This is a genomic window from Streptomyces sp. NPDC107559 (assembly GCF_055657365.1).
The window spans coordinates 172,571-190,306 of the sequence record NZ_JBVKBD010000003.1; the positions used below are offsets into that span (position 1 = coordinate 172,571).

Below are 17,736 nucleotides of genomic sequence, written 5' to 3' on the forward strand. Positions count from 1 at the left end.
GCAGGGCCGCGCCCTGTTGGACGCGGCCCTGCGGAATGGGATGTAGGGGAATTCAGGCGGCGGCTTCTGCCTCGCGCTTGAGGAGTTCGACGTACTGCGCGATGTACTCCGGTGGCACGAGGCGGCGACGGCCGATGCGGACGGTCTGGAGGCGTCCGAGGCGTATCTCCTCGTAGACCATCGAGCGTCCGATACGGAGAGCCTTGGCCGCTTCTTCGGGTCGGTAGAGGAGCTGTTCGGCAGGTACAGCAACGGTGGCCATGGGGCGGTGCCTCCTCGGCAGGGTTCCGGGGGCGGTGGCCCCCTTCCTGTCAGGTCCGCTACTTCCGCTACTTCCGCTACCGCCCTGGTCAGGCGCATGATCCAGGTAGCGGATAGGGGTAGCGGTAGCGGATGAAGCCGCTACCGGTCCCTAGGGGGCGGGGCGGTAGTGGGTGGAAGAGGGCATGCCGAAAAGCGATGACCATGAGAGAACCAGCGCTCGTCTGACCACATGGGGTTGTCTGGCGGGGCTGGCGCTCGCGCTGATCTGCACGCTCGGCTTCCCTCTGCTGGTTGTCGTGGCGATTTACTTCGATGGCCGCTAGCCCCCCTCAGGGCGGGTAGCGGATAGGGCGCCGCGGTAGCGGATGCGGAGTGCCGATCCGCTACCGTTTCTAGGGCTCTGACCTGCCTGGTAGCGGAGGTAGCGGAAGTAGCGGACTTTCCGCAGGGGGCGGGCAGTAGCGCTGCCACGCGTCATGCAGATCGGTCGCGTAGTAGCCCTTCATGACGCTGCCGCCGGTCTTGATGTTGCGAGCCACGATCGGCGTGTTGTCCGCAGTCATGTACTCCCGCAGCATCCGCGACAGCCCGCGCGCGTCGAGCGGCTTGCCGCTCATGTCCGCCCACGGTGCCTCTTCGAGGCCGTGCAGCCTGTCGAGGATGGCGACAGTGGGCAGACGGTCGATGCCGTTGAACACGTAGTCGCGCAGGTCCGTGAGCAGACGGATTCCGATGCTGCCCTTGTCGCTGGTCTTGGCAGCGTTCACCAGCTCGATGCAGGCGGCGCGAGCCCGCGCCGGCCACGCGCCGCCCGCGGCGTCCGCGATGGCGAGCAAGGGCTCCCACACATCAGCGGGCCGGTCGCTGATGCCCTCCGGCAGCTCCGGGAACACCCCGTCGACCTGGTCGCGGACGGACTGCGCCCAGGTGGAAAGCCGCTCGCGCAGCGCGTGTCCCTCCTTCTCGTGGATGCGCTGCCGGAACGGCTCCACCTGCTCGTTCGGGGCACGGCGACGCATCCGGACGATGACCGAGCGCGTGAGGATCGTGTCCGGCAGCGAGCCGAGCCCGGCGACCGCCACAGCGCAGAACGACGGGAACTCCTGTACCTGCTGGTTGGAGCCGTCGCCCACACAGCGCCACATGACACCGGAGCGGCGGTGTCCGGCGTTCAGGAAGCCTCGGAGTTGTTCGTTCTCTCCGGCCTTGGGGCCAAAGACGGTGTCGATCTCGTCGAACAGGATCGTGGGTCGTCCCTCCATTCCCGACACTGCACGGAAGAGCGCGGAGGCGGAAGCATTGACCGCGACCATCGGTTGCGGCACGAGGGTTTCCACGATCTCCAGGGCCCGGGACTTTCCGGATCCCGGCTCCGGCGACAGGAATGCGAGCCGAGGCGTGGAGTCGAAGCAGTCGAGCAGGTGCGCGTGTGCGTCCCACAGGGTCACGGCGACGTAAGCGGCGTCGAGAGGAAAGATGTTGAAGCGTCGGTGGAAGGCTTCCACCTCTTCGAGCAGTGCGGAGCCGTCCGTGATGGGTGCGAGCGGATTCGTACTCATGCCGCCTGCCTCCCTTCCTGGTTGGTGCGGAGCGGGCATGTGTCGCGGTGGGCGCTGTGGTCTTCGATCAGGGCGAGCACCTTGGTGTGGCCTACGGCGCTTCGGTCCCTGCCGCAGAGGCACTTCGAGGTGGCAGTGGGCACGGCGCCGCGCGGCACGCAGATGTGCAGCCACGCGACCGGGTACCGGCTGTCTCCCCGATGCGCGTCCGAACGAAGGGCAGTAGGGACGCCCTTACGGGCGACGCCCTTCGGCTCGCCCACGGCCGGAACGGGCGCCGCTTGTCCGGCGGCACGCGGGCCGGCCGAGGTGGCGGGAAGGCTCTTCAGAGAGGGGCGGGGAGGGGCGCTCATGCCACCCTCCGCTGCTGGTTGCGAGCAATCGACCAGTTCAACCCGCTGCGGATGGTCGCCATGCATGACCGAGGCGAGAGACCGGCCTGCTCCCCCGCCAACTGAAGAGCCTCCTCGACCTGCTCTCTGTGGAGGTCGCCCCACGCGACGAACCGCCCCAGGGCTCGCGCCGCCCGGAGCAAGGTGGCGTTGCGCTCGCCCTCCGGGGCCTGCCGCACAGATGCCGTTTCGGCGTTCAGGCCCGCTGCGGCGTACTTGGACGCTCGAACCGCCGACGGAGCAGCCGCTAGTGCCCGCACGGATTGACGGCCCGCCAGATGGGCGCTGAGCCATTCGGGCAGAGGCGCGGGCGGCACGTCGTTGACGATCGCGTAGGCGCCCGCGCGGAGGATGCTGCCGGGGGCGACCACGTACCCACCCCAAGCGCGGGTGTCGATGCGCTTGCCGAGCCGTCCGGCCGTGTTGCCGAGCCGCACACCGACCGGGGCGGTGAAGTACAGGTGGATCCCCCCGCTCGCAGTCCGCACCGTACGAGTCGCAGGCACGGCCTGTCCGGCGCGCTCGCAGAGCGCCGCAAAGGTCGTCACGCCGCTAGGCGTGTCCGTACTGCTCTTCCCCTTGGGCATGTCGAGGTCGACCACGACCAGCCCGGACGGGCCGGTCGCAATGCCGACGTTGAACGGCAGCTCGCCCCACGCACGACGGATGCGGTCCGGGTCTACGGTGGCGCGCGCCTCCCACTTGCGGTGTCCGCCGGCGCAGTCTCCGATGGCGGGGCAGACGTCCTCGCCGTGCAGGGCAGGGCGCTTGTCGCCGGGGCGCAGCGGGAGGACGGCCCAGCCGCGCTCCGCGGCGTCGAGTGCGGCGTAAAGGAGATGACGGTTCACGCTGCGGTCCTCCCTTCGAGGGCAAGGAACTGGGTGGCGATCCAGCGGGCATAGGCGGGCGGGATGGCCTCGGTGAGTTCCTCGCGCACGTCCGTCCACGCCATCCCCATCGCAGCCTGGAGCTCGGGGATAGTGGGCTTGCCACCGCCGTTGCCGTATGCGGCAACGTACGGTCCGTCGTAGAAGCGGCCGTGTCGCCACCCACGCACCCGGCCCTGGTGCGGGACGTGCGCAGGCTGCTCGATGCTCCAGCCGCCCAACTCGAAGTTGCGGTGTCGGATGACTCCCAGCCGGAACATCTCCCCGCACAGGGTGAGGTCTTTCCGGATCTCCGCGCGGCCGTTGGGCTGCTCGATGACATACGGCAGACCCGCTTTGTCGAGCAGGTCACGCACGGGTGCGACCAGGTCGACGTGGGCGCGGCCCCATCCGCGGGAAGTGTTGGTGCCCACCGTCAACGCACACCCGTGCTGGCACGGCGGCGAGGCGTGCACGAGCGCGTACCGCTCGATTTCACCCGACGTGACCAAGGCTGCGAGGTACTTGAGCGCGTCGCCATGGTGATAGTCGAAGGGGTAGTTCGGGCGATCGACGATGTCGCAGCCGTCCACCTCGAACCCGGCTCGGTGGTAGCCCATGGCGGCGCCGCCGGCGCACGAGAAGAGGTCCAACAGGCGCGGGCGGAGGCCACCGCGCCCCCTATCTGTGGCATGGGCCGGACGGCCCTCGCCGAAGGCACGACGTTCGGTCATGCTTGAGGTCTCCTGATTCTCTACGGAGGGACTGGAGAACCGGGGCGGGCGCAGGCTTGTGGTGAGACGGCGCCCGCCTCGGGCTTAGCTATTGGTGGGTGGTGCGGAGCACGTAGTGGCGCTGGTGGCTCGGGCCGCATTCGGTGAGCAGGCCCTGTCGGGCGAGCGCCTTCAGGTCGCCCCGGGCCGTGGCCCGCTTCGGCGCGATACCGAGCCGGGCGTAGAGACGCATAACGCTGCCGGTCGTGATCGGACCGCGCGGGTTGCGGTGTGCCTCCGAGAGCAGCGTGCCCGCGCGTCGGGTCTGGTTGCCGGTCACCAGCCACGCTCCCTGCCGGTCTCGACGCCGGGCAACGCGGGCAGGCCCGTGGTCTCGATGCTCTTCGGGTCGAAGCCGGGCAGCGCTGCGCGGGCGGTGAGCGCGGCGGCGAGTTGTTCGGCGTAGGCCGCGCCGATGCGGGCCACCTCGACCTGAGCGGTGGCGCGCAGGGTCTCGACGCGCTCGATGTGAGTGCGCTCCTCACGCCGCTCGCTCACGTCCCGCTCGTACGTGAGCGCATCGCGGCGGTCGCGGCGCCAATACCGGGCGGCGAGCCCGTACGCGCCCGCGGTGGCCACGGACCACAGCAGCAGCGGCAGAGACATCCCGTCGGCGTATCCGGCCACGCCTGCGAAGGCGAGCGCTCCGGAGGCGGCGAACGCGGTTCCGGCGATGACGGAGTCACCCACACGTCCGAGGCTCGCGCACGCGCCGGCCGTCGCAGCGCCGAGGGACAGAGCGGTCATGAGCACGGCGTTGCCGACGGAGTGTTCGGCGCCGTTGGCGTTCCAGATCCGGGCGAGCGCGAGCACGGTCGTGGTGGCGAGCGCGGGCGCAGCCTTGGGCGCGACAATGGCGAGCCAGTGCCGCGCGACGATGGGTTCGTTCATGGTCCTGGTCTCCTTTCTCAGTTGCCGAGGTCGCTGAGGGCGGTGGCGAACGCCTGCACGAGGGTGTGGATGGGCTCATAGGCGCCGGTGCCCGCGGTGAAGAAGCCGAACAGGAACAGCGCCGTGGCGGCGCCTCCTCCGGCCGACCTGGTCTTGATGGCGAAGGCGGAGGCGGCGCCGAAGAGCAGGACGGCGGAGATGTTGAGGATCACGGCAGAGATCTCGCTTTCGGGCGAGGTGGATGGGTGGATACGCTCTGCACGCCCCGGGTGCTGGCCAGCTTGGGGCGATGACCGGCGACCGCGCCCGCCTGGCTCCAGCTAGGAGCGGGGTCCGTCTCATGACGGGCGGTCGCCGGTCGCCTGCCCTCAGGACGGCGTGCCGGCGCGGTAGATGCGCGCCCAGCGGTTGTAGAGCCAGCGGCCGACGCGTATGCGCTTGCCGGTGGCGTTGCAGCGGCGGCAGTCCTTGCCGCGCTTCATGCGTCCCTTGCGGTCGGTCTTCATCTCGAAGCCCCAGCCGCGGCACTTGCGGCAGTTGCCGAACGGCGAGGCGGTGCACACTGCGACGTAACACAGAGTGACGCCGAACAGAAGGGTGATAGCGAGCAGGGCAAAGGTCATGAGGAGCCCTCCAAGGCGGTTTCAGGGATTTCCGCAGGTGGGCCGCTATCCGCTAGCAGCCTGATCAGAGCAGATATGGGGTGCTAGCGGGGCCGCTAACGTTAGCGGGGTGTGCCGCTAGCGCTAGCGGCCCCGGAGCGTCAGCCCACGTCCCGCTTTCCGCTACGCTCCGCAATCACAGTGGTGATGTGCGAGCGGTCGATGCCGCGCCGGTTGACGACCTTCCCCTCGACGCGACGGCCCACCTGGATGGTGGAGACGCCATGCGGCTTCAGGGCTGCGGCGAGCGCGTCAGGTTCCCAGCCGTCGTAGACGTCGGGTCGCAGTTCGGCGAGTCGACTCACGACCGTCTCGGACCAGACCTTGGCTTCCTTGGCCGCGACGACGGCGAGGATGTCGGCGAGCAGGTCGTAGGCAGCAGCGGTGGGTTCGGGCGCCTCCCCGAGCGCGTGCCCGGAGAGTGTGCCCGCCTCCTCGCGTATCCGGCGGGCCCGGGCACCGATGGCTTCGGCGTCGCGTCCGTCGATGTAGATGGAACGCACGATCCGGGCGTCGGAGCCTTCGCCGACGAAGTAGTGAATGCCCTTGTCACCCCAGGCGAACATGGTCGCGCGCACACCGCGCTTGTACGCGGAGGTCCCGAGCACCATGTCGTTCTCCACCTGGCCCATGACCTTCAGGCACCAGCGCGCCGACGCGTTCGCGGAGATGCCCGTGGGCAACGCCTTCGCGTCCGGTCGCTGGGTGGCCAGCAGCAGCACGATGCCGGTGGCGGGACCGCGCTTGACCAGGTCGGTCGCGATCTCCTCGAACTCCTTGGCATGCTCGGGGTGCTCGAAGAGGACCTGGCACTCGTCCACCCCGATCACGATCGGGTGCAGACCCAGCGACCGCTTGTTGGCGAGTTCGCTGGTCACCTTCGACTCCGGGCAGATGTCCCGCGGCAGGGACCGGATCACCTTGGTTCGGCGCCGCAGTTCCTCGCGCAGCGCCCGGAAGTCGTTCAGGCAGTAGTCGATGGACTCGTCGTCGTCCCCTGCGGCATGCCGGTGCGAGACGGAGTCCCCGACGGGGTCGAGGTCGCCGGTGCCCTTCATGTCGTAGGTGTGCAGCTCCGCCCGCGGGTCCAGCGCCGCGATCAGGAGCAGGAGGCGGAGCAGGAACGTCTTGCCCATGCGGGGGATGGCACCGATGACGCCCGCGATGTACATGAGCGTGGCCGACACCCAGCGACCGCGCTGGTCGGTGCCGTAGGCGACCGGCTTGAACAGGTCCACCGAGCCTGCCTTCATCAGCGGCCACTTGGGCTGCTTCGCCTTGGACATGTCCTGGTCGCCGACCCACAGCACCAGGTGCCCGGTGTGCTCGTCCGGCACCGCCTCGGGCCAGACACAGCCGAGCGGACGGCGCAGGCCGGAGGCGAGACGCTCGCGCCGCTCGATGATGTCTGTCACGGTCACGCCGTACGGGAGGTTGCCCTCCGCGCGCCATCCGGGGCCGTCGCGCGTGATGGGCGCGGTGAACTCGAATCCGTCGCGCCCCTTGGCCTGCGCCTGGTTGATGGAAGGGATGCCGAGCGAGCCGAGCGCCCGCAGCACGATGTCACTGGTGAGCTTGACCGCCTTCGGCAGTTCCACCGCGCGGTGGATGACCGGGTCGTCCGCCTTCCGGCCGGCGTAGCCGAACGCCATCATGACCGCGCCCATCGAGACGGCCTGAAGCCACTCGGGGGCGAGTACATACATGGCGAGCGCGGCGCCCAGCCCGACGAACATCGCGAGCACGGTCACGAGGGTGCGCAGTCGGACCCGTCCGTCGCGCTGCCGCGACAGCTTCAGGTACTCCGCGGCATCCTCACGCCGGACCGCGGCGAGTCGGACCGGCTCGCCCTCGCGGTCGGCCACCCACCGCATCGTGCCGCCCACGAACTTCGCGGCACCGGAGGGCGCTTGCAAGGTGAGGCGGGCCGCGTAGACCGGGGAACGCAGCGCGTGATAGCCGACCGAGTGGGCGTAGTGGCGGGCCACCCACGCCGATGCAGTCCGCAGTTCCGCCGCGGACTTGAGCCACTGCGGTACGACCGGACGGCGCTGCGCCGCGAGCAGGCGACCGAGGTAGCCCGGACCGGTCGCGGTCGGGGTCGGCTGGTCGACCATCGCACGGGCGGTCGGATCGGCCGACTCGGTGCCCGACCGACCGCCCTCCGGGTCGGCCGACGGGTCGGAGTCAGGTCGGGTGGTCGGGTCGGCCGACCCGGTGCGGGCCGACCGCGCCTTGTCGAGGTCGACTACCTCTCCCCCGGAGTCGGCGCTCATCTCGGCTTCGAGTCGGTCGAAGAGTTCGTTGTTGTCGTCGGGGTGCTTCACTGAGGGGGCCTTCCTTCGGGAGGGATGACGGGGCCCGGCCGCTGCTTTGGTCGGTTGAGACCGGGCCCCGTGCTGGCGTTCAGGAGGCGCGCTGTTCCTCGGGGTAGGCGCAGAAGATGCACATCCCGAGCGAGGTCGGGATGCAGTAGCTGTAGGTCATCTGGCACTGCGGGCAGGTGCGGCGGGCGAGCATCGCCAGAGCGAGCGCACCCCACTTGCGGGACGTCATCGGCCGCACCGGCTTGGCGCGGTCGACGCGGTACAGGTAGGCGACCTGCACCCCGGCCTTGCGGCCCCGATGGCTGCGCATCACCTGCGCGGCGATCGGCTGTCCGCCCGGCCGCAGCCCGGCCGCACGGAGTTGGCGGCGAGTGGCGTAGCCATCCGGGGCGAACTGCCACGGGAAGGTGGGGATCCCGAACCGGGCGCCGGATGGGTCGAAGCATTTGGTGTACGCGGACATCAGGTCGCCACCCCCACGACCGGAGCGTCAGTGCGGGCCCCGGAGCGTCCGGCGCGACGCCCGGCGACAGTGGCGAACAGCCGCCCCAGCCCGGCACGGCGGGTGCCCGCGCGGCCCTGTTTGGCCGCGTACATCGCCTCATCCGCCCGCCGCAGCAGGCCCGACAGGTCGTTGTCGGGAAAGTCCGCGGCACGCACCCAGCCCAGCGAGACTGTCGTGCGTACGGCCGGGTCCTGGCCTTCGACCGGGCGGGCGAGCACGCCGTGCAGCACGGTGAGCAGGTCGCCGGCGGTGCCGAGGTCGTCGATGAGGATGGCGGCGAACTCATCGCCCCCGAGTCGACCGGCGACCCCAGCGGGTCCGACATGGTGGGCGAGCCGGTCGGCGACGCCCTTCAGCAGGGCGTCGCCGGCCGCATGCCCGAACGTGTCGTTGATGTCCTTGAACTTGTCGACGTCGGCCAGCACAACGACCGCCCGCGGGTCCTTCAACAACGCCGTGGCGCGGCGAGTGAAGCCGTCTCGGGTGCGCAGCCCGGTGAGCGGATCGCGCCGGGCTGTGTCGAGGCAGCTTCGGAGCCACCACACATGGACTGCCCAGCCGGACGCCAGAGGCAGCGCGGACAGCAGGACCGCGGCCAGGGTGTTCACGCTGCGGCCTCCTGACGCTGCTCGTCTTCGGCAGGGTCGGACGCGATGAGAGCAGCGCCGTATCGCTGGCGCCCCTTCGACCGCTCGGCGAGCAGCGCGTCACGGACGCTCCGGGCGGGCTGAGCACCACAGTGCAGTGCCTTGCGCAGCGCCTCGGCGTTGATCTCAGCGTCTGCCCACCCGGTCGTGACCGCGCGGGCCTCGGTGAGCAGGTCGGCCAGAGTGCGCGGCGCAGCCTTGGCCTTGCCGCTGACCGGTCGCTTGCGCGGTGCCTTGGGTGCCTCCTGCTTAGGCTTCTCCGGCTCCGGCTCAGGGGTGATCGCGGCGTCGGCGCTCGCTGGGGCGAGTTCACCAAGTCGCAGCAGGACACGTTCGCGGCGTGGGGTCTTGCGTCGCCAGCTGCGTCCGTAGCGCTCGCGCAGTTCGGCGCGAGCCAGCAGCCGTTCCCTCTCCAGCGCGAGCGCGTCGGCGTAGGCGGTGACCTCCCACAGCGTCATCCGACGCCACAACGCGAATGTGGACAGTGGTGCGAGCAGCCAGCGGGAAAAGCGGACCTTGTCCATGCGCCGGCCGGTCACCGCACCGATGCGCACGGCGTAGACGTGGGCACCGATTTCGGAGAAGACGACCCACAGCAGCGGCATCGTCCCGTGTGCCACCTTCGCCGACACCGAGTCGCCAGCCGCGATGTTCAGCCAGCAGGTGACCAGGGTGAGCGCCCAGGGCACGAACCGTACCCAGCCCAACGCCATGTCCAGCCGGATCAACAGCAGGTTGGCCAGCGTGAACACCGGGATGGCGATGTCGATCGCGACGGGCAGGAGGTGTGGGTTGCTGAAGCCCCACCGTGCAGCCGCGGCGGACACAGCGTCGAAGGAGGAGATCAGACCCAGCGCGCCGACCGCAGCGGCGGCGAGCGCGCCCACGCCGGCCAAACCCATCTCCGGGCGGGTCAACGGCGGCACCGCAGCCCGTTCGGAGTGCTGCTCAGCGGTCACGAGCGCGGTCTTCATGCCGCCACCCCCTTGCGCGCCGTGCGGCGGCGGGAGGGACGGGCCAGGGGGACGATGTCGAAGAGCTCCGGGTGCGTCTCGACGACGCCGGCCGCGATGCGGACCAGGTCGTCAGGCAGCTCGGGGGATTCGGCGAGGATGTCGCGCGCGGCATCCTCGCGGGCGGCACGCTCTTCGTCCGTCTCGCCCTCCACCCCGAGCCACAGCTCAACCGGGGTGCCGAGCGCAAGCTCCGCGAAATCCGCGATGGATACGGCCTGCTGGCGGCCGACGTACGTACGCATGACAGCTCCAGAAGCGGGAGGGACAGACAGCCGGAGCGCCGCAGGCGTTTTGGTGAGACGGCGACAACTCCGGAAGCCCCAAGCCGCGGACTGCGGCGGGGCGGTGCCCCGGCAGGGAGTCGGACCCTGCCTGCGACCATCGGGGCGGTGTGGCTACTGGTCGTTGACCTCGCGGATCCTGACGTTCTTGCCGTATCCGTCGCGGAGGCGAACGAGGGTGAAATAGCCGCCGCCGACATCCGTGATCCGGTGCGGCTCGCCCTCGTACTCGACCTCTGTTCCGACCTGGTCAGCGTTCGGGTGCTTGGGGTTGGTGATCCGGCGCATGAAAGCGTCCCCTCGTGTCGAGGAAGTGCACAAAAGAGCGAGACGGCCGCAGCGTTGATGTGGTGAAACAGCAGCCGAACCGCTTAGCCCTCATGCCGCGATGCGGCGGGGCGGCGCCCCCGAACCGAGTCGAACGGTCCGTACGACCATCGGGGCGTAGTGCATGTCTCCTTCATCGCGACCGCGCTCCCGTGTCAGGTAGAGCTGTCCGGCCTCGAAGTAGGCGTATGGAGACGTGACCTTTCGGTCTAAGCCCTCCGGTGAATGACAAGGCGCCGGGTCGCCTCCCCCCGTCCGATGCGGGGCTCCTGATCGCGCGGACTTGCAGGTCAAGCACTTACGAACACAGTCGGCGGAGCCCTTCCAGGCCCGCCGTGCTGATGCGTAACAGCATGTACTAGTACGCACCACGCCGCAAGAGGGCTGCGAAGGTTCGTGCTAGGTCGTACTAGAGGTGGGTACGCTCGATGGCGTGATGAGCGCTGAAATCTCGAAAGACGACCCCAGACCGGAGTCCGAGCAGGCGGCCGACATCCTGCGGCAAGAGATCTTGCGTGGCGACGTCAAGCCGGGCGCCCACGTGGGCTCCGTGCGAGACCTGACAACGCGGTTCAAGATCTCCGGAATGACGGTGCAGCGGGCCCTTGCGATCCTTCGCGAGGATGGACTCATCCTGACTACGTCGCGCGGGAGTTACGCCAGAGATCCGCAGCAGATCACTGAAGCCGACGAAGCCACCGCGGGTGTCGACCTTCCCGAAGTCCTGCGCCAGCTCGAACATCTCACCTCCCAAGTCTCGGAACTACGCGTCAGACTCGAAGCGCTCGAAAGCCGCTCCGTGTCGGGTGATGCTTGATCTGCAACTAGCTTGCTGCGAACGGGAGTTGAGAGGTAAGTGACAGCCTGGGGACAGCAGTCCGGAGGAGGGGACATGTCCGGTGACACCGGCCTGTCACCTTCCCTGTCCCCCCGGCTCACGCGCGAGACTCGGTGCAAGCACTCGGAGGAGGGCGCATGACCGACGACAGGCCCGCATGGGCGCGACGGATCGCGGCTGAACGCATGGCGCGTGACTGGTCACAACGTGACGCGGTGAGGGCTCTGCGGGCGCACGCTTCCACGGAGCTGCCGGCGGAAGACAGCATGATTCGCCAGTGGAAGCGCTGGGAGTCGGGCCAGATGCCGAACGACTTCTACCAACCGATGATCGCGGCCACGTTCGGCACGGTGACGCATGCGCTCTTCCCGGCGCCCTCGCGGCGCGACGGAGGCAAGGAGATCCTGGCAGCGTCCGGCATGGAGACGCTGGAGATCGTGAGCCGCCTCAACCGCTCCGACGTCGACAACGCCACGCTTGATGCCCTCCGGATCACGACAGACCGGCTCGCCTCGGAGTACCCGTTCATGCCAAGCGAGCAGCTCCTAATCGAGGGGCGGCAGTGGCTTCGCCGAGTCGTCGAGCTTCACACTAAGAGCCTCACACTCGCGCAACACCGCGAAGTGCTCGCCCTGTCCGGCTGGCTCGCGCTACTCGTCGGCTGTGTCGAGTACGACACGGGCGACCGTCACGCTGCCGAGTCGACGCGGCAGGCAGCGCTCTCGCTCGCGACCGAGGCTGACCATGCGGAGGTCGCCGGGTGGGCACACGAGATGCGGGCATGGTTCGCGCTCACCACTGGCGACTATCGCGGCGTCATCGCCGCGGCGCAGGCCGGCGCCGAGAGGGCGCAGCACCACGGCGTGGCCGTGCAGCTTGCCGCACAGGAAGCCAAGGCGTGGGCGCGGCTTGGGGACCGCCGGCAGGTCGAAGTGTCCCTGGACAAAGGCCGGCGACTACTCGAAGGGATGCCGTACCCCGAGAACCTGGACAACCACTTCGTGGTTGACCCTGCCAAGTTCGACTTCTACGCGATGGATTGCTATCGGCTGGTAGGCGAAGACAAGCTTGCGCGCACGCTCGCCGAAGAGGTACTGAGGACGGGCACCGACTTCGACGGCACCGAGCGCTCACCGATGCGCAACGCTGAAGCCCGCGTCACGCTGGGCGTCACGGCAGCCCGTGAAGGCGACTTGGAGCAGGCACTGACGATGGGCGAACGCGCTCTTGAAGGTGATCGGCAGTCGGTACCGTCGCTGATTATGACCAGCCGGGAGCTTGCTGCCGAGATGCGGCGCCGCTACGCCGCGGAGCCAGCGGCGCAGGGCTACCTCGCCCGTCTGCGCTTGCTCTCAGAGGAGAAGCCCGGCTTCTTGCCTAGATGACTGAGCTGCGCGAAATCAGCGAAACTCCGCACCAGCAGTGCTGCTGCCACCTAAGGTGTGGCCATGTCTACTGAGAAGCGCGAACGAGATTTCAAAATCACAGTCTTGGGCCGGACGCTGGAACACCTCGGTACACAGATGTACAAGCGGCGTGACGTCGCTATCGCTGAACTCGTGGCCAATTGCTGGGATGCAGGTGCCACGCGGGTCGACATCAGCGTTCCATCCGAGCATGAATACAATGCACGGACTAGTATCCTCACGGTGACAGACAACGGCATCGGAATGGACGACGACGAAGTCGAACACAACTATTTGGTGATCGGCAGGAATCGACGATCGGCCGGACAGCCCACAAGTAATGGGCGCCTCACCATGGGCAGAAAGGGCGTTGGCAAGCTGGCTGGTTTCGGGCTCGCTCGAAACATGACCGTCATCACCTGGCGAGAAGGTCAATCTTGCAAACTCACTCTTGACTCAGACGCCCTAAAGACGGACTCGGATCACACTGCGGTAGTACCCATTCGTGGCTTCATCGAACCGGTTGACGGGACGCTGCCGCACTCAAGCGGCACTCGCATCACCATGCAAAATCTCAAGCATAAAACACATGTGAGCGTTGAGGGCTTGAACCGCGCACTCGCCCGCCGATTTAGCACAAAAGTGCGCGGCGAAATGGAAATCTATCTCAACGGCGAACTGGTCTTTGATCCGAAGATCGATTTCGACATGCGAGAACCGGCGTCCGGCGAGGAAACCGTCGAGATCGCACCCGGGCAGACCATTAAATGGTGGGCAGGCTTCAGCAACACCGTTCTACCGAAGGAGTTGCAAGGCTTCACGATCATCGTTAACGGGAAAACAGCCCAAGCCCCTCCATACTTTTTCGACGTCGAGGGGACCGCGAGCGGCCAGCACGGGACTAAATATCTCACCGGAGTCATCGAAGCTGACTATCTAGACGCGGGATCCGACGACATCAGTGATCGCGTTTCGACGGACAGGCAAGAAATCGATTGGGAGGATGAAACCGCAGCCCCATTGAAATCGTGGGGGGATGCGCTAACCCGACGCCTCTTGAGGGAGCGAACCGAGCAGCGAGGGGAGAAGGTAAAGAAGGAGGTTCGCGAGAACAAGGAGTTCGCCGACAGGATCGGACGCCTCGACCGACAATCGGCAAACCAAGTGGATAAATTCTTGATCCTGCTCGGAAAGGCGGGAACCGAGAACGACAGAGTGAATCCCCTAGCCGATACAATCCTGCGAGCATTTGAGTACAGACAGTTCCATGACTTCATAACGGAGCTTGACGTCGCGGCGGCCGACCCTGAGGCATTCCAGCAAGCTGTCGAGTACATGCACGACTGGAAGCTCCTTGAGAGCCGCGCCGTACTGGAGGTTGTAAGAGGTCGACTGGATATCATCGATAAATTCTACGACCTCATCGTCAATGATGCCCCCGAGACGGCTCCTGAAAGAGGAAGGGAAAATCTACACGATCTAATCGCCGACTACCCATGGCTCATCAACCCGGAGTGGCAGGTATTTTCGGAGGAGAAGCGAATCACTACTACCCTTCGAGAATGGGGCAAGGAAGACCTCGCCGACCCTACCTACGAAGGTAGATATGATTTCCTTGCCCTTTCCGGAGATGGCGAACTAGTCGTAATCGAGATCAAGCGATCAGGCCACTCGGTAACCCTCGAAGATACACAGAAACTGGAGCAATACGCCGACCGCCTTGAGGTTGCACAAAAAGTAGGCTTTATGGCCTTCATCTCCAATAGCAGCTACGAGATCAGCCCCCGAGCTCGAAAAGCTTGGGACGAACGCGAAGACGGCGAGCTCCTCACCTGGCGGGATATCCAGTCAAGGGCACGCACATACTACGAGCACTATCGGGCCATCCTTGAAGGCGACGTGCAAAACGTTCACTTCAGCAGGAAGGAAAAAGAGGTGGCTCGGACTCGCGAGGTCCTCGAAAGCGGAGCTTATAGAGGTGTGCAACGACGACGTGAAGGTGTCGGCCCTCAGGATGCCGACTATACGACGCCGGAACAAAACGATGGCGAATAGCTTCGAGCGGTTGTAGCCATCACCACTCTTTGGTGCCGCGCCCCCCAACCATTTAGCGATGCGGCTGGGGGGCGAGCTACTTCAGATGCTCCTGAAGCTCGTATCATATTCGTGCGCGACACGGTTAAGCATTGAATCGTCGTGGAAAATGGTGCCAGCCGCAGGCGCTGGCGAGTCCGTAACGAGCGTCACCGGCGTAACCCCATCATTGACGAGGTTTACTACGACAATGCCAAAACCGTCGTAACGGTGGCGGCCTGTCCCGTGCTGGCCAGGTAGGTCGGCTGTGGCGTACGCCGATCGTGGCTCGGAGGGGCGGGTTGTGCGGCGTAGGACGGGAACCGTCCACCTCTTCCATTCGTCACTGAATGCAAGTTCTTGATCGCGCAAGGCGAGGATGGTGGGGGATGGATCCGGTATCCGTAGGGCTGCTGGCGGCACTGGCTGGCGGGGCCGGCGGGGAGGTCGGCCGGCAGGCCTGGGCGGGACTGAGTGCGTTGGTACGGCGCCCGTTCCGCCGGGATGGCAGCGGGCAGACCTCGGCAGACAGTTCCGGGGAGGCGGAACTGGTCCACCTTGCCGCAGATCCGGACGATCAGAGCCGGGCGCAGGCGTTGAGCACGGCCCTTGCCGTGCGGGCCGCGGTGGATGGGGACTTCCGTACCCATCTTGCGGCCTGGCAGGAGCAGGCCAAGCTGGTGCGCACCGGGGACGGGGCGGTGACGAACACCATCAGTGGCGGTACCCAGAACGGGCCGGTACTGCAGGGCCGGGACTTCTCCAACCTGAACTTCACCACCCCGCCCCTGCCCTCTCCCGGAGCTCCGGGCGACAGCACATCCGACTTCACGCGGTGACCAGCGTGAGCGACGACCGCACGGGCGGCGCGACCAGTAACACGATCACAGGCGGGATCTCTTTTCATGCGGTCATCCAGGGCCGGGACATCACCGTGCAGCTGCCGCCGACCATCACCCCGGCGCTGTCCGGGCTACCGGCCCCGGCCTCTGCCTTCACCGGCCGGGACAAGCACGTCGAGCAACTGCTGGCGGAACTGGCCCCCACCGACGACGGGGCGGGGGAGCAGCGCACGGTGCTGGTGAGCGCGGTGTCGGGACTGGCCGGAATCGGCAAGACCGAGCTCGCCGTCCAGATCGCCTCGCAGGCATTGAAACAGCCGGGCTGGTTCCCTGGCGGGGTGCTGTTCACCGACCTCGCCGGCTACGACCCCGAACGCCGCCTTGCCCCGGAACGGGCCCTGGAAGGACTGCTGCGCGCCCTGGGCATTCCCGGCGAGCACATCCCCAACGGCCTGGAGGATCGGCAACGGCTGTACCGCAGCGTGCTGGCCGCCTACGCCCAAGAGAACCGGCGCATCCTCGTCATCGTCGACAACGCCTCCACCACCAGCCAGGCCGCCCCGCTGCTGCCCACCGACGGCACCACCGCCGCCCTGGTCACCTCCCGCCACACCCTCGACGGCCTCGACGCCCGCCTCCACGACCTCGACACCCTCGACGAAACCGCCTCCACCGCCGTGCTCGACCAGGCACTGCGCTACGCCCGCGGCCACCACGACACCCGCTTCACCGACGACCCACAAGCGGCCACCGTCATCGCCAGGCTGTGCGCGGGCCTGCCGCTCGCGCTGCGTATCGCCGCCGCCGTCTTGGCCGCCGCTCCCACCCGGCCTGCCGCGTCCCTGGCCACTGCGCTGCAGACCGAACACAGCCGGCTGGACAAACTCGCCCGCCCCGACCGCGCCGTACGCGCCGCCTTCGATCTGTCCTACCAGCACCTCACCCCGGATCAGGCCCGGCTGTTTCGCCTGCTGCCTCTCAACCTCGGCCCCGACTTGTCCACCGACGCCACCGCTCACCTCGCCGACACCGACCCCGACCAGGCCGAGGAACTCCTGCAGCACCTTGCCGAAGCCCACCTGATCGAACCCGCACTGGCCTGGGGCCGCTGGCGCATGCACGACCTGGTCCGCCTCTACGCCGACGAACACGGCCACACCCACGCCGCCAGCGACCGGCGCGACAACGCCCGCACCCAGCTTTTCACCCACTACCAGGACACCACCCGAGCCGCCGACACCCACCTAGGCACCCTCCCCGGCCCCCGCGCCCCCCACTTCCCAGACCGCGCCGCTGCCCTGCAATGGCTGGACGCCGAACACGCCAACCTGACCGTTACCGCCATCGCCGCACCAGCCCTCGGCCACCTGGCCACCACGATCTCCCTCGCCTTCTCCCTCGCTCGATACCTCGACTATCGCCGCTACTTCGACGACTGGATCACCCTCACCATCACCGCCTTGACTGTCTACCGGGAACTCGGTGACGGCCATGGCGAAGGCCATGCGCTGGGCAATCTCGGCGTCGCCCTGCGGGAGGTGCGGCAGTTCGAGGAGGCCGTCGACGCCCAGATCAAGGCCGCTGCCGTCTTTCGCGAGCTCGGTGATTGGCATGGCGAAGGCACGGCGTTGAACAATCTCGGCCTCGCTCTGCGGGAGGTGCGGCGGTTCGAGGAGGCCGTCGACGCCCAGATCAAGGCCGCTGCCGTCTTTCGCGAGCTCGGTGACCGGCATGGCGAAGGCACGGCGTTGAACAATCTCGGCCTCGCTCTGCGGGAGGTGCGGCAGTTCGAGGAGGCCATCGACGCCCACACCCAGGCCGCCGCCGTCTTGCGCGAGCTCGGTGACCGGCATGGCGAAGGACAGGTGCTGAACAACCTCGGCATCGTCCTGCGGCAGGTGCGGCAGTTCGAGGAGGCCATCGACGCCCACACCCACGACTTGGCCATCTGCCGCGAGCTCGGTGACCGTCACGGCGAAGGCACGGCGTTGAACAATCTCGGCCTCGCTCTGCGGCAGGTGCGGCGGTTCGAGGAGGCCATCGACGCCCACACCCAGGCCGCCACCA

General features: G+C 67.5%; 19 protein-coding genes. 5 read left to right on the forward strand and 14 right to left on the reverse strand.

Going from position 1 to position 17,736, the window contains the following annotated elements:
- Positions 1 to 52: 52 nt before the first annotated feature.
- The 14 genes from ACZ7OY_RS12255 to ACZ7OY_RS12320 form a co-directional block, all read right to left on the reverse strand.
- Positions 53 to 262: a helix-turn-helix domain-containing protein gene (locus ACZ7OY_RS12255; RefSeq protein ID WP_471911331.1), complete on the reverse strand. Its 210-nt coding sequence runs from the start codon at positions 260 to 262 to the stop codon at positions 53 to 55.
- A 394-nt stretch (positions 263 to 656) separates the two neighbouring features.
- On the reverse strand, positions 657 to 1,823 hold the full coding sequence (locus ACZ7OY_RS12260) for a DUF3631 domain-containing protein (RefSeq protein ID WP_471911332.1): 1,167 nt from the start codon (positions 1,821 to 1,823) through the stop codon (positions 657 to 659).
- A gap of 349 nt (positions 1,824 to 2,172) precedes the next feature.
- Positions 2,173 to 3,063 (reverse strand): bifunctional DNA primase/polymerase, encoded by an 891-nt coding sequence (locus ACZ7OY_RS12265; protein ID WP_471911333.1) that lies wholly within the window; start codon positions 3,061 to 3,063, stop codon positions 2,173 to 2,175.
- Positions 3,060 to 3,815, reverse strand: a complete 756-nt coding sequence (locus tag ACZ7OY_RS12270) for a DNA methylase (RefSeq protein ID WP_471911334.1) — start codon at positions 3,813 to 3,815, stop codon at positions 3,060 to 3,062. The genes ACZ7OY_RS12265 and ACZ7OY_RS12270 overlap by 4 nt, the downstream gene beginning before the upstream one ends.
- 88 nt (positions 3,816 to 3,903) lie before the next feature.
- Entirely contained in the window at positions 3,904 to 4,134 is a 231-nt protein-coding gene (locus ACZ7OY_RS12275) for a hypothetical protein (RefSeq protein WP_471911335.1), read from the reverse strand.
- Positions 4,131 to 4,745 carry a hypothetical protein gene (locus tag ACZ7OY_RS12280; RefSeq protein WP_471911336.1) on the reverse strand — a complete coding sequence of 205 codons (615 nt, stop codon included), beginning with the start codon at positions 4,743 to 4,745 and terminating at the stop codon, positions 4,131 to 4,133. The genes ACZ7OY_RS12275 and ACZ7OY_RS12280 overlap by 4 nt, the downstream gene beginning before the upstream one ends.
- A 17-nt stretch (positions 4,746 to 4,762) precedes the next feature.
- Positions 4,763 to 4,957, reverse strand: a complete 195-nt coding sequence (locus ACZ7OY_RS12285) for a hypothetical protein (protein WP_471911337.1) — start codon at positions 4,955 to 4,957, stop codon at positions 4,763 to 4,765.
- A 156-nt stretch (positions 4,958 to 5,113) separates the two neighbouring features.
- Positions 5,114 to 5,368, reverse strand: coding sequence for a hypothetical protein (locus ACZ7OY_RS12290; protein ID WP_471911338.1), 255 nt, complete (start codon positions 5,366 to 5,368; stop codon positions 5,114 to 5,116).
- A gap of 140 nt (positions 5,369 to 5,508) precedes the next feature.
- Positions 5,509 to 7,734 carry a cell division protein FtsK gene (locus ACZ7OY_RS12295; protein WP_471911339.1) on the reverse strand — a complete coding sequence of 742 codons (2,226 nt, stop codon included), beginning with the start codon at positions 7,732 to 7,734 and terminating at the stop codon, positions 5,509 to 5,511.
- Between the two features lie 79 nt (positions 7,735 to 7,813).
- Entirely contained in the window at positions 7,814 to 8,197 is a 384-nt protein-coding gene (locus tag ACZ7OY_RS12300) for an RRQRL motif-containing zinc-binding protein (RefSeq protein WP_471911340.1), read from the reverse strand.
- On the reverse strand, positions 8,197 to 8,847 hold the full coding sequence (locus ACZ7OY_RS12305) for a GGDEF domain-containing protein (protein WP_471911341.1): 651 nt from the start codon (positions 8,845 to 8,847) through the stop codon (positions 8,197 to 8,199). Before ACZ7OY_RS12305 ends, ACZ7OY_RS12300 begins: the two co-directional genes overlap by 1 nt.
- On the reverse strand, positions 8,844 to 9,860 hold the full coding sequence (locus tag ACZ7OY_RS12310) for a DUF2637 domain-containing protein (protein ID WP_471911342.1): 1,017 nt from the start codon (positions 9,858 to 9,860) through the stop codon (positions 8,844 to 8,846). Before ACZ7OY_RS12310 ends, ACZ7OY_RS12305 begins: the two co-directional genes overlap by 4 nt.
- Entirely contained in the window at positions 9,857 to 10,144 is a 288-nt protein-coding gene (locus ACZ7OY_RS12315; protein ID WP_471911343.1) for a hypothetical protein, read from the reverse strand. Before ACZ7OY_RS12315 ends, ACZ7OY_RS12310 begins: the two co-directional genes overlap by 4 nt.
- A 153-nt stretch (positions 10,145 to 10,297) precedes the next feature.
- Positions 10,298 to 10,471, reverse strand: coding sequence for a hypothetical protein (locus ACZ7OY_RS12320; RefSeq protein ID WP_471911344.1), 174 nt, complete (start codon positions 10,469 to 10,471; stop codon positions 10,298 to 10,300).
- A gap of 475 nt (positions 10,472 to 10,946) precedes the next feature.
- Here ACZ7OY_RS12320 and ACZ7OY_RS12325 point away from each other — a divergent pair, with 475 nt between their 5' ends.
- The 5 genes from ACZ7OY_RS12325 to ACZ7OY_RS12345 form a co-directional block, all read left to right on the forward strand.
- The gene (locus ACZ7OY_RS12325; protein WP_471911345.1) at positions 10,947 to 11,327 is read left to right on the forward strand and encodes a GntR family transcriptional regulator; all 381 of its coding nucleotides are present in this window, start codon (positions 10,947 to 10,949) and stop codon (positions 11,325 to 11,327) included.
- A gap of 158 nt (positions 11,328 to 11,485) precedes the next feature.
- Positions 11,486 to 12,733, forward strand: a complete 1,248-nt coding sequence (locus ACZ7OY_RS12330) for an XRE family transcriptional regulator (protein WP_471911346.1) — start codon at positions 11,486 to 11,488, stop codon at positions 12,731 to 12,733.
- A 63-nt stretch (positions 12,734 to 12,796) separates the two neighbouring features.
- Positions 12,797 to 14,809: an ATP-binding protein gene (locus ACZ7OY_RS12335; RefSeq protein WP_471911347.1), complete on the forward strand. Its 2,013-nt coding sequence runs from the start codon at positions 12,797 to 12,799 to the stop codon at positions 14,807 to 14,809.
- Positions 14,810 to 15,216: 407 nt separating this feature from the next.
- Positions 15,217 to 15,666 carry a hypothetical protein gene (locus ACZ7OY_RS12340; RefSeq protein WP_471911348.1) on the forward strand — a complete coding sequence of 150 codons (450 nt, stop codon included), beginning with the start codon at positions 15,217 to 15,219 and terminating at the stop codon, positions 15,664 to 15,666.
- A gap of 5 nt (positions 15,667 to 15,671) precedes the next feature.
- Positions 15,672 to 17,736, forward strand: a 2,065-nt coding sequence (locus tag ACZ7OY_RS12345) for a tetratricopeptide repeat protein (protein WP_471911349.1), incomplete at its 3' end; no start/stop codon positions are given.

Excerpts from the sequence above, each read along its gene's own strand:
- ACZ7OY_RS12310 (WP_471911342.1), bottom strand. The coding sequence starts at position 9,860 with ATGAAGACCGCGCTCGTGACCGCTGAGCAGCACTCCGAACGGGCTGCG.
- ACZ7OY_RS12335 (WP_471911347.1), top strand. The coding sequence starts at position 12,797 with ATGTCTACTGAGAAGCGCGAACGAGATTTCAAAATCACAGTCTTGGGC.
- ACZ7OY_RS12270 (WP_471911334.1), bottom strand. The coding sequence starts at position 3,815 with ATGACCGAACGTCGTGCCTTCGGCGAGGGCCGTCCGGCCCATGCCACA.
- ACZ7OY_RS12340 (WP_471911348.1), top strand. The coding sequence starts at position 15,217 with ATGGATCCGGTATCCGTAGGGCTGCTGGCGGCACTGGCTGGCGGGGCC.
- ACZ7OY_RS12300 (WP_471911340.1), bottom strand. The coding sequence starts at position 8,197 with ATGTCCGCGTACACCAAATGCTTCGACCCATCCGGCGCCCGGTTCGGG.
- ACZ7OY_RS12315 (WP_471911343.1), bottom strand. The coding sequence starts at position 10,144 with ATGCGTACGTACGTCGGCCGCCAGCAGGCCGTATCCATCGCGGATTTC.
- ACZ7OY_RS12320 (WP_471911344.1), bottom strand. The coding sequence starts at position 10,471 with ATGCGCCGGATCACCAACCCCAAGCACCCGAACGCTGACCAGGTCGGA.
- ACZ7OY_RS12260 (WP_471911332.1), bottom strand. The coding sequence starts at position 1,823 with ATGAGTACGAATCCGCTCGCACCCATCACGGACGGCTCCGCACTGCTC.
- ACZ7OY_RS12280 (WP_471911336.1), bottom strand. The coding sequence starts at position 4,745 with ATGAACGAACCCATCGTCGCGCGGCACTGGCTCGCCATTGTCGCGCCC.
- ACZ7OY_RS12255 (WP_471911331.1), bottom strand. The coding sequence starts at position 262 with ATGGCCACCGTTGCTGTACCTGCCGAACAGCTCCTCTACCGACCCGAA.
- ACZ7OY_RS12330 (WP_471911346.1), top strand. The coding sequence starts at position 11,486 with ATGACCGACGACAGGCCCGCATGGGCGCGACGGATCGCGGCTGAACGC.
- ACZ7OY_RS12290 (WP_471911338.1), bottom strand. The coding sequence starts at position 5,368 with ATGACCTTTGCCCTGCTCGCTATCACCCTTCTGTTCGGCGTCACTCTG.
- ACZ7OY_RS12325 (WP_471911345.1), top strand. The coding sequence starts at position 10,947 with ATGAGCGCTGAAATCTCGAAAGACGACCCCAGACCGGAGTCCGAGCAG.